General features: G+C 52.1%; 13 protein-coding genes. 9 read left to right on the plus strand and 4 right to left on the minus strand.

The features are described from left to right. Positions 1-2: 2 nt before the first annotated feature. The 7 genes from truD to infB all read left to right on the plus strand — a co-directional run bounded on the left by truD (position 3) and on the right by infB (position 7,711). Positions 3-1,253: a tRNA pseudouridine(13) synthase TruD gene (gene truD / locus A3K92_RS01800; protein WP_088884640.1), complete on the plus strand. Its 1,251-nt coding sequence runs from the start codon at positions 3-5 to the stop codon at positions 1,251-1,253. Positions 1,254-1,331: 78 nt separating this feature from the next. Continuing rightward, positions 1,332-1,703 (plus strand): 50S ribosomal protein L7Ae, encoded by a 372-nt coding sequence (gene rpl7ae, locus A3K92_RS01805; RefSeq protein ID WP_088884641.1) that lies wholly within the window; start codon positions 1,332-1,334, stop codon positions 1,701-1,703. 80 nt (positions 1,704-1,783) lie between these two features. Next, on the plus strand, positions 1,784-1,996 hold the full coding sequence (locus A3K92_RS01810; RefSeq protein WP_088884642.1) for a 30S ribosomal protein S28e: 213 nt from the start codon (positions 1,784-1,786) through the stop codon (positions 1,994-1,996). Between the two features lie 2 nt (positions 1,997-1,998). Beyond that, positions 1,999-2,202, plus strand: a complete 204-nt coding sequence (locus A3K92_RS01815; protein WP_088884643.1) for a 50S ribosomal protein L24e — start codon at positions 1,999-2,001, stop codon at positions 2,200-2,202. A 125-nt stretch (positions 2,203-2,327) separates the two neighbouring features. After that, positions 2,328-3,479, plus strand: coding sequence for a hypothetical protein (locus A3K92_RS01820; RefSeq protein ID WP_088884644.1), 1,152 nt, complete (start codon positions 2,328-2,330; stop codon positions 3,477-3,479). Between the two features lie 173 nt (positions 3,480-3,652). Next, positions 3,653-4,177 (plus strand): nucleoside-diphosphate kinase, encoded by a 525-nt coding sequence (gene ndk / locus A3K92_RS01825; protein WP_088884645.1) that lies wholly within the window; start codon positions 3,653-3,655, stop codon positions 4,175-4,177. A 102-nt stretch (positions 4,178-4,279) separates the two neighbouring features. Further along, positions 4,280-7,711: an intein-containing translation initiation factor aIF-2 gene (infB, locus tag A3K92_RS01830; protein ID WP_088884646.1), complete on the plus strand. Its 3,432-nt coding sequence runs from the start codon at positions 4,280-4,282 to the stop codon at positions 7,709-7,711. A 2-nt stretch (positions 7,712-7,713) separates the two neighbouring features. On the opposite strand, the gene A3K92_RS01835 is transcribed toward infB, so the two are convergent. From A3K92_RS01835 to rlmD, 4 genes are read right to left on the minus strand one after another with little or no spacing between them, the layout of a single operon-like run. After that, complete coding sequence (locus A3K92_RS01835) at positions 7,714-8,445, minus strand: hypothetical protein (RefSeq protein WP_157722403.1); 732 nt, start codon at positions 8,443-8,445, stop codon at positions 7,714-7,716. Positions 8,446-8,480: 35 nt separating this feature from the next. Next, positions 8,481-8,750 (minus strand): hypothetical protein, encoded by a 270-nt coding sequence (locus A3K92_RS01840; RefSeq protein WP_157722404.1) that lies wholly within the window; start codon positions 8,748-8,750, stop codon positions 8,481-8,483. Between the two features lie 3 nt (positions 8,751-8,753). Continuing rightward, entirely contained in the window at positions 8,754-10,166 is a 1,413-nt protein-coding gene (locus A3K92_RS01845; RefSeq protein ID WP_088884649.1) for an ATP-binding protein, read from the minus strand. 59 nt (positions 10,167-10,225) lie between these two features. Next, positions 10,226-11,491, minus strand: coding sequence for a 23S rRNA (uracil(1939)-C(5))-methyltransferase RlmD (rlmD, locus tag A3K92_RS01850; RefSeq protein WP_088884650.1), 1,266 nt, complete (start codon positions 11,489-11,491; stop codon positions 10,226-10,228). Positions 11,492-11,566: 75 nt separating this feature from the next. Here rlmD and A3K92_RS09375 point away from each other — a divergent pair, with 75 nt between their 5' ends. Beyond that, on the plus strand, positions 11,567-11,752 hold the full coding sequence (locus A3K92_RS09375) for a hypothetical protein (protein ID WP_157722405.1): 186 nt from the start codon (positions 11,567-11,569) through the stop codon (positions 11,750-11,752). Between the two features lie 46 nt (positions 11,753-11,798). Then, positions 11,799-12,803: a glyoxylate reductase gene (gene gyaR / locus A3K92_RS01855; protein WP_088884651.1), complete on the plus strand. Its 1,005-nt coding sequence runs from the start codon at positions 11,799-11,801 to the stop codon at positions 12,801-12,803. Positions 12,804-12,910 lie beyond the last annotated feature (107 nt).

Below are 12,910 nucleotides of genomic sequence, written 5' to 3' on the forward strand. Positions count from 1 at the left end.
TCATGGACTACCACGAGTTCTTTTCTCAGTTCCGCTATCTGAGTGAGAAGCCCGGGATTGGTGGCAGGATTAAGGTTTTCCCCGAGGACTTTGTGGTAGTTGAGGAACCGCTTCCTCAGGTGTTTGAAGGGAGAAAGTATGCCATATTCCTCCTCAAAAAGCGCAACTGGGAAACCATGGCTGCCGTGAAGGAGATAGCCAAGCGGGCAGGGATAAGGCACAGCGATATCGGCTTCGCCGGAACAAAGGATCGGCACGCCGTGACCTACCAGTACATAAGTGTGCCCGCTCAAGCCAAGGAGAAAGTTGAAGGCGTTCAAATAAGGGACATCAAGTTGAGGTTCGTTTCCTACGGGAGGTTCATCAAGCTTGGTCATCTCCTCGGCAACCACTTCAGGATAATCGTCCGCGACGTCGATGAAAAGGCTTTTGGGAGAACTAAGGAGATAGTAAAGGAACTCAGGGAAAAAGGAGGTTTTCCCAACTACTTCGGCTACCAGCGCTTCGGGGAGAGGCGCGTTACCAACCACCTCATTGGAAAGCTACTCCTTCAGGGGGACTTTGAAGGGGCGGCAAGGCTCTTCCTCGGCGCCCACGAAGGTGGAATGGAAGGGGATGAGGCAAGAAGGCGTTTCTGGGAGACTGGAGACGTTGACAAGGCACTGGAGGAGTTCCCGAACTTCCTGAGGTACGAGAGAACTCTGCTCTACAGATACAAAGAAACGGGGAGCTGGAAGAGGGCCTTCCTTTCTCTACCGCTCCCGATAATGCGTATCTTCATTCACTCTTACCAGAGCTATCTCTTCAACCTATACATTTCGAGGCGCATTGAGGAGGGGTTGCCACTCAACGAGGCCTTAGTCGGCGACATCGTAGTTCAGGTAAAAGGCGGCATTCCATACCGCGACAGAACCTACCGCGTAACCGAGACAAACGCTGGTTTTGTTAATGAGAAAATAAGAAAAAATAGAGCCATGGTCTCGGGCCCGGTATTCGGGTTTGCAATGAGAAGGGCGAAAGGACTTCCCGGGAGACTCGAAGGGGAGATCCTTGAGGCTGAAGGCATTTCACTCGAGGACTTTAAGAGGCTCCCGAAGCCAATGAGGGAACCAGGGGGAAGAAGAGAGCTTTTGATAAGACCCCTCGGGCTGACCTATGGCTACGTCCCGGAGGAGGGCATGTGCTTCCGCTTTTTCCTCCCCAAGGGTGTTTACGCCACCAGCGTACTAAGAGAGATTATGAAGGATCACTAAAAAGGAAAGGTTTAAAAACGGAATCCGCTTTCCTAACTTGACAACCGGATGAACGATGAGGTTTCGGAGGGATGAAGGATGGCGAAGCCGAGCTACGTGAAGTTTGAGGTTCCCCAGGAGCTTGCTGAGAAGGCCCTTGAGGCCGTTGAGATAGCCAGGGACACCGGTAGGATAAGGAAGGGCACGAACGAGACCACCAAGGCCGTCGAGAGGGGCCAGGCCAAGCTCGTTGTAATCGCTGAGGACGTTGACCCCGAGGAGATAGTTGCCCACCTCCCGCCGCTGTGCGAGGAGAAGGAGATCCCTTACATCTACGTCCCGAGCAAGAAGGAACTCGGCGCTGCTGCCGGGCTTGAGGTTGCAGCTGCCAGCGTTGCCATAATCGAGCCGGGTAAGGCCCGCGAGCTCGTTGAGGACATTGCCATGAAGGTCAAGGAGCTCATGAAGTGAGCTCCTTTTCCTTCCTTATGCTCACGGAAAGGTTTAAGTTCATCTCTGCGTGGAGAGTTTTGAATTTAGGGGTGTGAGATATGAGCGACGAAGGCTTCCCCGCTGAGGTAATAGAGATCGTTGGAAGAACTGGCGTCACCGGTGGCGTTACTCAGGTCAAGGTTAGGGTCCTTGAGGGGCGCGACAAGGGCAGGGTCATAAGGAGGAACGTTAAAGGCCCGGTCCGCGTTGGCGACATAGTCATCCTCAGAGAAACCGAGCGTGAGGCCAGAGAAATCAAGAGGAGGAGGTAAAGATGGCCCGCTGGAACGTCTGCTCCTACTGCGGAAAGGAGTTCGAGCCAGGAACAGGAAAAATGTTCGTCAGGAACGACGGCAGAGTCCTGTTCTTCTGCTCCGGCAAGTGCGAGAAGCTCTACTTCATGGGCAGGAACCCGAGAAAGCTCAAGTGGACCAAGGCCTTCCAGGAAGCTAGACTGCAGAGGGCTAGGAGAGATTGATTTCTTTTTTCTTTAGTAATTTTGGTTCAATGTACACTTCTTTGAATCCTTAGTTTTGAGAGAACGAAACACTTAAATACTAAAAACCAGTTAGTTCCAATTGACAATCCTGTTGGGGAGGTCGGATGCGACAGAAAGTGGTATGGTTCATACTTGGAGTTTTGGTTGGGAGTCTTTTTGTTGTTTCAGCGTATCCAATGAACGGGAGCGTCCAGTATAGTGCCCCGACAATACAGAGAATACCTGGAGAGAACTACACCACCTACCTTCTCTATCCCAAGAATGGTCTGCCCATAAGCGCTCAGTTCCTGAAGGAAACAATTCCAAAGCTCCTTGAGAAGAGTGCTCCAAACGCCAAGTTGCATGCATATGCAATTCCAGAGCTTCCTGAAGGCGCGGTTATATCAGGATATGGAATTAAAGTAACGAAAGATGGAAGGGTGAATATTCTAGTCACTGCAACAAGAAATGGAGCTCCAATACTGCCCGACAAAATCAGGAGTGAGCTTTTAGAGTGGGGTAAAAAGGCACCTGAGTTCAAGCCCGACGTAATCCCCAAGGAGAAAGTTGGTGTTCCGAAAGGATGGGAGGTTAAAATAGTTGACAGCAACGGTAACGTAAAAGTTTACAGCGGTGAAAGTTCACCATACTGGCACAACTTCGGCAGAGTTGAGATGTCTCTTGATTATAAACCCTACGGGAGACTTTATGGAATGTTTTATGTTTGGGGGCTCTGGAATGACAATGATCCCAAAGAAGAACGGTTCATGATAACTCCCTACGGTGGTAGCTCCAACAGTGTCGGCGTATATCGTGTGACACCGGGAACAGCCATCGATAGCTACGGCCGTTATTTTACAAACGACTTTAAGATAATCCACAACTGGGGAATAGATCCAGAACTCAATGGTAGACTTGGACCTATGTATCCCGCAGGTATTATTGGGGGTCATGATACACTCACCTTAAACTTTGGCCCCTCCCCAGGCGTTTCTTACACCATCGACGTTGATGGATACAAGGTTTATGGTGATGCCCTTAACCCCAAGGCCGTGTGGGATTTTGATATACCCTATAACGAAGATGCATCCCATCACACGATTGCGTTCAATGGATATTCCGAGGGAGCTGTGGATGAGGGGGCACTCCACGATGGTGAATGGCATACAATATTTCAGGTTGAATTGTGGGCCAGGTTCCGTGATAGATCGATATTGGGTCTATTATATCACTATGACGGTTCAGTTTCAGTTAATTGGCTTTTGAAAATAGGATAAATAAGGCATAGTGAATAGAGGCCCACTTTTCATTCTTCCTTCTTTAAATCTTCTTATGCAACTCCGGAAATATTAATAGCGATAAAAGCAACCTATAAGTTAAACTAAACCCCTATGAGACACCCTACCTAAACCTTTTTTAAATTCCGCTCAGACTAACTCAGGTGTTGCCGATGGCTGATAAGCAGATTGAAAGAACCCTCGTTATTCTGAAGCCCGACGCCGTTGTTCGCGGACTGATTGGGGAAATAATCTCCCGGTTTGAGAAGCGCGGGCTTAAGATTGTCGGAATGAAAATGATATGGATTGACAGAGAGCTTGCCGAGAAGCACTACGAGGAGCACAGGGGCAAGCCCTTCTTCGAGCCTCTCATCGACTACATAACCAAGGCCCCGAGCGTCGTCATGGTCGTCGAGGGCAGATACGCGATAAGCGTCGTCAGGAAAATGGCGGGAGCAACTGACCCAAAGGACGCCGAACCGGGAAGCATACGCGGCGACTACGGCCTCGACGTTGGCGATGCAATCTACAACGTCATCCACGCCTCGGACAGCCCTGAGAGTGCAGAGAGGGAGATAAACCTCTACTTCAAGCCGGAAGAGCTTTTCGAGTACTGTAAGGCCGCTGACTGGTTCTACCACACCCACGCAAGGGCAAAGAAGGAATACATGGACAGCACGAACTGTCTGGAGCGCTAGACGTTTTCTTCCTATCTTTTTATGTCGATTTTTCTTCTGAGTCACTTGGCATGCCGAACCCTTTAAAAGCCCCCGCCGGAGTTAGGGTCAGAGGTGAGGAAAATGACTAAGAGAATTAGACAGCCAATCATCGCTGTCCTCGGACATGTTGACCACGGCAAGTGCCTCCTTCCAGAGGAGAAGGTAGTGCTCCCAAGCACTGGAATTGTAACACTTAAAGACCTCTTTGAGAGGGGTAAAGGCGTCGTTGAAAAGGACGAGGAGAAGGAGGTAAGGTTCTTCGGGGAGAGGATAATAGGCGCCGTTAGCGACGGAAGGCTGGCCCTTCTCAAAAGCCCGTACGTCTGGAGGGTGAGGCACAGGGGCAAAATCGTGAGGGTTAGGCTTAAAAACTGGCACAGCGTCGGCGTAACCCCCGAACATCCCTTCCTCACAACGAGGGGGTGGGTGAGAGCTGACCAGCTCAGGCCCGGAGACTACGTTGCCGTCCCAAGGTTCATCCATGGGAACGAGGATAGAAATGTCTTTCTTTCCTACGTGTTCTCAAAGGTTTCAAACGAATTGCTCATAGCAAAGCTCGACGAAGAGGGCCTGAAGAAGGCTAAAGAACTGTTCAAGGGAGAAAAAGCGTACAAAGTGAAGAAAAACGTCTTCCGCGCTGAAGATATTGAAAGGATTGGCTGGAAACACGTTGAGAGAGTGGCCTTTACCCCCAGGCTCCACCGCTCGGGAAAGCCGCTACACTACGTGAAGCTCCCCAAGACTGATGAGGAATGGAAGGCCCTCTTCTACTTTGCAGGGGTTATGTTCGGTGACGGAAGCCAGGAGAAGATAGCGAACAACGACGCTGAAGTCTTTGAGAGGCTTAGGAAGCTTGAAGCCCTCGGAGTCGAGCTTAGGCGCGTCAGAAGGAAAACCTCGTGGGAGATAGAGATAAGGAAGGGCAAAAACGCCCTTCTGCGCCTTCTCAGGCACCTCTTCGAGTTTCCAGAGGAGAAGAAGGCCCACAGGATAAAGGTTCCCAACATCCTCTTCATGGCACCGAAGGAATACACCGCCGAGTTCCTGAGGGGCTACTTTGACGCCGATGGCTACGTGAGCCTGAAGGATGCAAGAATCGAAGTGACCAGTGCCTCCAGGGAGTTCATCGAGGACCTCTCGCTCGTTCTCCTTCGCTACGGCATCGTTTCCAAGATATACCGCTCGGAGTACACCACACTGGTAATCTCCGGCAGGAGGAACCTTATAACCTTTGAAGAGCACATCGGCTTCACGGTAAGGGAGAAGGCTGAGAGGCTTAAGCGCGTCATAGAGAAGAGCAAAAAGAGCGAGCCGTATCCAGTCTTTGAGGAACTCAGGAGGCTTAGACTGCTCTTCGGGTTTACAAGGACAGAGCTCAACACCTTCGTTCCATTCTACAGCAAATATGAGGGAAGCCAGGCTCCCAGCTACGAGACGCTGATGAAAATACTCGATGCTATAGAGAAAGGCTCACCAACACTACTCCATAAGCTGGCGGTCCTTGAGGGGCGCTCAGGGGATTACAACTACCTAAAGGCCCTTGAAAAGGACGGCCTGATCAAGGATGGAAAATTGACGGAGCTCGGCAGGGAGCTTCTTGAGGTCTGGCGCAACAGGGAGTTCGACTCCAGCGATGTGGAATACCTCCGCAACATAGCCGAGAACTTCGTTTTCATCCCGGTCGAGGCGATTGAGGAAGAGGAATACGACGGCTACGTCTACGATTTAACAACCGAGACCCACAATTTCGTGGCCAACGGAATACTCGTTCACAACACGACACTTCTCGACCGCATAAGGCACACGAACGTCGCCGGAAAGGAAGCGGGCGGAATCACCCAGCACATAGGTGCGACCGAGGTTCCAATAGATGTCGTTAAACAGCTTGCTGGGCCGCTCATCAAGCTCTGGAAGGGCGAGATAAAGCTCCCCGGTTTGCTCTTCATAGACACACCGGGCCACGAGGCATTTACCAGCTTGCGCGCAAGGGGAGGAAGTTTAGCGGATCTAGCTGTCCTCGTCGTTGATATCAACGAGGGCTTCCAGCCGCAGACCATAGAGAGCATCGAAATCCTGAGGAGGTACAGAACGCCCTTCATAGTTGCGGCCAACAAGATAGACAGGATAAAGGGCTGGGTCGTTGAGGAGGACGAGCCGTTCTTGGTGAACATCAAGAAGCAGGATCAGAGGGCTGTGCAGGAGTTAGAAACAAAGCTCTGGGAGCTTATAGGGAAGTTCTACGAGATGGGCTTCCAGGCAAACCGCTTTGACCGCGTCCAGAACTTCACGCGTGAGCTTGCCATAGTCCCAATCTCGGCCAAGTATGGAATAGGCGTTCCGGAACTGCTCGTCCTCATAGCTGGCCTTTCCCAGAAGTACCTTGAGGAGAAGCTCAAGATAGAGGTCGAGGGGCCGGCGAGGGGAACGATACTTGAAGTTAGGGAGGAGCTTGGCCTCGGCACAACCATAGACGTCATAATCTACGATGGAACACTCAGAAAGGACGACACGATAGTGGTTGGCGGAAAGGACAAGGCGATAGTTACCAAAATCCGTGCCCTTCTCAAGCCCAAGCCCCTCGACGAGATCAGGGACCCGCGCTTCCGCTTTGATCAGGTTGACGAGGTTACGGCCGCGGCTGGTGTTAAGATAGCCGCTCCCGGCCTTGAGGAAGCTTTAGCAGGTTCGCCGGTGATAGCAGCACGCTCGGAAGAGGAAATAGAGAGGGCCAAGCAGGAAATCCTGAGCCAGATACAGAGCGTCGTCATAAACACCGGGAAGCTCGGCGTCATAGTCAAGGCTGACACCCTCGGAAGCCTTGAGGCCCTAAGCAAGGAGCTCCAGGAGAAGGGAATCCCGATAAGGAAGGCCGATGTTGGAAACGTCAGCAAAACAGACGTAATGGAGGCCTTAAGCGTTAAGGAGGAGGAGCCGAAGTACGGCGTTGTCCTCGGCTTCAACGTGAAGGTGAATGAGGACGCCGAGGAAGTGGCAAAGGCCAAGGGCGTTCCAATCTTCGTTGGCAACATCATCTACAAGCTCATCGAGGACTACGAGGCGTGGGTCAAGGCCGAGGAAGAAAAGCGGAAGCGCGAGCTTTTGAAGAACGTTACCTTCCCGGGCGTTATTCGCCTCTACCCGGACGAGCGCTACGTCTTCAGGAGGAGCAAGCCGGCCATAGTCGGCGTCGAAGTCCTTGAGGGCAGGATAAGGCCGGGAGTCACGCTCATCAAAGAAACCGGCGAGAAAGTCGGCGTGATTAAGTCCATCAAGAACAAGAACGACTTCGTGCAGGAGGCGAAGAAAGGCGACGCTGTTGCCATAGCAATCGAAGGAGCGATAGTCGGCAGGCACATCCACCCCGGTGAGACCCTCTACGTTGACCTCAGCAAGAACGACGTCATCATCCTTGCCAAACAGCTCAGAGACGAGCTGGAGGAGACCGACATAAAGGCCCTCAAGATGACGGCGAAGGTGAAGGCGAAGCAGGATCCGTTCTGGAAGGCGGTTTGAGGTTAGCCCATGCCTCCCTTAAGGCCCTCTAAAAGCCTCTCCGCCTCCTCAAACTTTCCCTTTTCCATGAGGGCCATGACTGCGAAGTACAATCCAAGGAGTTTGAGGTTTTCCTCCGGCCTCTCAAGGAGGGCCTCAGCCTTTTTCTCAAGCTCCTTCCTCGCCTCCTCAACGGCCTCCTTGGAATAGCGCGCATACTTTAAGCCCCTCAGCACGCCGAGGAGCTCGCGGGCCTCGGCACTCAACGGCGAGGTGGTTTCACCTTCGCGGGGTTTTGGCTTTGCTTTCTTCCCGCTGATCTCCGCCAAGAACTGCCTGAACTCCTCAAGTTCCGGCTCAATGTCGATGCCATTTCTTTTGAGGATGTACAGGGGGTCTTCCGTTTCTTCAGCCAATGCCTGATACAGTGCGTCAAGTCGCTCTTCGGAGGTGTCTGCCACCATTTTGTCAACTATTTTTGCCGCTTTCTTAAACGCAGTCACTAGCTTGTCTTTATCCTCCTCCTTTACAGGGATTCCCCTGTCCTTCGCGGATTGAATAATCAACTCTGCGAGCATTTCTGGGTTACTCCTTAGTTTTTCAAACTCATGGCCCTCAACAATAAGCATATCTAGTGCGTCTCCAACCGCATGTCCCACGTGTTTTGACGTGCTCTTTGCTAGGTGTGACAACGTGAGCGCCAGGAAGGGGTGGACGACGTGGATTTTTATTGCGTCTGGATGTGTCGCGCCCACTCCTTTCTTGTGGTGATCATGCTTTGCTATGCTCTTTATATATACTTTCTGCCTTCCTCGTCCGGTAGACGTTCTATATCCAGGATCTTGTACATCCTTCGAACGTCCTTTTTTGGGTCCGCGTTTGCGACAAGTTCTGGCAGGTTTTTGGTCATCTCTACAATGAGCCGCCCTATTTTTTCCACCTGTTCCACCGTCAGCCCGTACTTCCTGGCCAGCCGCCGGTATATTTCCCTGAAGTCCTCTTCTTTTTTCCTCCCGAAGATGAGCATCCCGGCCAATGGCAAGAGCGACAACGCCACCACCCGCTAAACTTCACCTTTGGAGGAGATAAGCCTTTCGAAGTCAGCCAAATCCCAGACCAAAAACCCCTCCTCCCTCAGCCCTTCCTTTCCCTCAACCTTCTTGGCAACCAGCCCATAACTTTTCTTCCAGTCCTCGAGTCCAACAAGCCCAGCCTTTCTCTCCGAGTCCCTTAAAACCCCTCTTGCCTCCCTTTCGCTGGGCTCTTTCCACTTGGCCTCAACGAAGAGAGCCTTCTTCTCCCTCTCGTTCAAAGCCACCAAATCAATCTCTTCGCTCTTGTGCCACCAGCGGCCGAGCTTGGTGAAGCGGAAGCCGGTGAGCCTTAAGAAGACCTCCTGGTTCCCAATGAGCTTCTCGAAGACGGAACCCATGTAAGTGTTAAAGTCGCCCTTCGAGCGTTCCCAGACCTCCTCGGCGAGGCCCGCCTCTAGATAGCCCTTGTTCGGCAGTACATACCGGAACCAGAAGGCAAAGTAGTTATCACTTATCGAGTACAGCCCCCTCTTTCTCGCTTCTTTGATGGTTGCGGTAACTGGGACTTCCCTTTCCACTATTCTGAGCCTCTGGAGAACTGACAGGTACTTCGACACGAGACTCTTGTCAAGTCCCGTGGAGCTCACAATCTCCCCGAACCTGCTCCTTCCGCTTGCTATGGCCTGGAGTATGGCGAAGTAGTTGGCAGGTTCGCGGAGTTCTTCCCTAAGCAGGAACTCCGCCTCCTCGTAGAGGAAGGCGCCCTTTGAGAGAACGTTTTCAACCACGTTCTCGTCGAAGGTCTTTTTCGGATCGAACTGGAGCAGATACGCCGGGATTCCGCCAACAATCCCCCAGGTCTTTATGAGGTCGTCGATGGTGTAGTCCGGCAGGAACTCCCCGATGTGGAAGAACGGGATTTCGGTCAACTGCCACTGCCCTGTTCTCCTTCCGTAAAGTGGACTTCTGTAGGCTAGAACCTCGCTCTCCATTGCCGAGACGCTTGAACCGCAGAGGACGAGCATTATTTTCGTCCGGGACAGCTTCAAATCCCACGCCTTCTGGAGGAGTGAAAGGACTGGACGGTGATGTTCAACCAGCAGGGGAAACTCGTCGATTATCAGGACTACCCTCTTGTCCCCAATCCTTTCGGCAAACGCCATGAGGAGTTCGTCTATGTCCTCGAAGGTCACCTTCCCGAAGAGCTCATCCTCCAGGAATTCCGCCAAAAGTCTTTGAAGCTCCCTCAGGTTGTCGCGGTAGGGCCTCTCCGTTGCCAGGAAGTAGACGTGAGGCTTATCCCTGGCGAAGTGCAGCAGCAGTTCGGTCTTGCCTATTCTCCTCCTGCCGTAGATCACGAGGAACTCCGCTCTCTCGCTCTTGTATGCCCTCTCAAGGAACTCCATTTCGCGTTTCCTGTCAATGAACTTTTGTCTACTCATGAGTATAATACTTGCGTTTCAACTATTTAAAAGTTGCGGAGGCGATACCTACTGGGCCCTTAGTCTTTCCTCACGAGCTCAACCACAGCCTCCACGTGCGGCGTGTGCGGAAACATATCGATAAGAACGGCGTTTTCAACGCGGTATGCATTCTCCAAATGCTTCTCGTAGTCGAGTTTAAACGCTTTGGGATTGCAGGAGACGTAAACGACATTCTCAACGCCGCCTTTCACGAGAATCTCGGCCGCATCCTTCAGCCCCTTCCTCGGCGGGTCGACGATTACGGTATCGTAGTCCCCAATGGGCGTCTCCTCAGCATTTCCAACCTTAAAGGTGGCATCAACACCGTTGAGCTCGGCGTTTCTGTTTGCCATCTCCACTGCGAAGGGATTCAGCTCGACACCTTCAACTTTGAACCCCTTCTTCGCGAGCCAGACGCCGAAGGTGCCGACGCCGGAGTAGAGGTCTAGAACCCTCTCGCCTTCGGTGAATCCTTCAACGGCCTTAAGGAGGAGCGGCAAGGCATAGCTGTTCGTCTGGAAGAAGGAATTAGGATGTATCAGGTAGACGACTTCCTCAATACGCTCGCGTATGAAGGGTTCTCCCGCTATAAGTCCCGCTTCACCGCGTGGGTCGTCCCTTGTATCGCTCTTCAGGCTCCAGTAAAGCGAATTTGCGAAGGAGAAGTGGCCCTTGAAAGCCTCCAGAACCACTTCCGAAGGCTTCAGGTGGGCTACAAGATTAACCATAACCTCGCCCGTGAACTTGCCCTCCTTCACCTGGAGGTAGTGAACTTCACCGGTTTTCTCCTTCAGATCCCAGGGCTTGAGATGGGTTTCATTAAGGAATTCGCGGAGAGAGTGGAGGTATTCCGGTGTTCTCTTTGAGAAGACGGGACATTCTCTCAGGTCGGCGATGCCCACAGGGTTCCCATACTCCTTGAGACCTATTCCTTCGCTGGTCACGATGAAGTTGCTGACGTTTCTGAAGCCCCAGATCTTAGGCGAGCCTTTGATCGGCGCGCTTATCCTGGTAATCCTCTCAAAAAGCTCCCTCTTGAGTTGGAGCTGCTCCTTGTACTTCAGTCCCTGCCAGAGACAGCCGCCGCAGGTTCCGAAGTGGGAACACCGAGGGGTCTGCCTCAGATGGGACAACTCAACAAGCTCAAAATCGAGCGCGATTTTCCTGCCAAAACGACGCTTTGCCTTCCTGATTCTCACAACATCGCCTGGATAGGCAAACGGGACGTAGAACCTTTTCCCGTTAACTTTAATCACGCCGAGGCCGTCGTCGCCTATGCCTGCAATCCTACCTTTCAGGCTCATGTATCCAGCTTGGGTGAGGTTTTTAAGAAACTTTCCCGGCAAAAAGCTTTTATAGTTTGAATCCTACTAAACATGGTGGTAACTATGGAGAAGCGTCAGCTGGTGTGTCCCCTCTGCGGAAGCACTGAGTTTCAGGTCGAGGAGGGCAAGCTCGACAGCAAGTGGGGCTTTACGGCCCACAAAGTCAAGATAGTCATCTGCAAGAACTGCGGCTACGTCATGCTCTTCTACGAGGGAAGAACGATATGGGACTTCGACTGAGTGATAACCCTTAAATTTTCGTTTCTACTTTTCTCCGGTGAGTGAGATGAGACCGAAAGTTTTCATAACACGCAGGATTCCAGAAAACGGTATAAAACTCCTCAGGGAACACTTCGAGGTCGAGGTCTGGGAGGAGGAGCATGAAATACCGAAGGAGCTCTTCCTCGAAAAGGTCCGGGACGCTGAAGCTCTGGTTACAATGCTCAGTGAGAGGGTTAATAAAGAAGTCTTTGACAGCGCGCCAAGGCTTAGAATCGTTGCTAACTACGCCGTCGGCTACGACAACATAGACGTTGAAGAGGCAACAAAGCGCGGAATCTACGTCACCAACACACCGGACGTACTCACGAACGCCACGGCCGACTTCGCTTGGACGCTTCTCCTAGCTACTGCTAGAAGACTTATCGAAGCGGACAAATTCGTCCGCTCCGGAGAGTGGAAGAGGCGCGGTGTTGCATGGCATCCGTTAATGTTCCTTGGCTACGATGTCTACGGTAAAACTATCGGAATAGTCGGCTTTGGGAGGATAGGACAGGCCATAGCGAGGAGGGCAAAGGGCTTCGGCATGAGAATACTCTACAACTCCCGCACAAGAAAGCCCGAAGTTGAGAAGGAGCTTGGCGCGGAGTTCAGGTCGCTGGAGGAGTTGCTTAGGGAGAGTGACTTCGTGGTCTTAGCGGTTCCACTCACGAATGAGACCTACCACATGATAAACGAGGAGAGGCTTAAGCTCATGAAACCGACCGCGATTCTGGTGAACATAGCGCGTGGAAAGGTAGTGGATACCGAGGCACTAGTAAAAGCCCTGAAGGGTAACTGTCTCGCCGGTGCTGGCTTAGATGTCTTCGAGGAGGAGCCCTACTACAACGAGGAGCTCTTCAAGCTGAAGAATGTGGTTTTAGCGCCTCACATAGGAAGCGCGACCTACGGGGCCAAGGAAGGAATGGCTGAGCTTGTCGCTAAAAACCTCATAGCATTCAAGAACGGCGAGGTTCCGCCGACGCTCGTGAACAGAGAAGTGGTGAAGGTAAGAAAACCCGGCTTTGACTGAGTTCCGTTTAATCTCTCCCAGATAGCGGCGGGTCACGTTTATAACTTTCCCCTCCAACCGCGATGATGATTTCGAGGTCTCCCCGGCTGAAAGTTGATGAACTGGAC

Source organism: Thermococcus gorgonarius, assembly GCF_002214385.1.
GTDB classification, from domain to species: Archaea; Methanobacteriota_B; Thermococci; order Thermococcales; family Thermococcaceae; genus Thermococcus; species Thermococcus gorgonarius.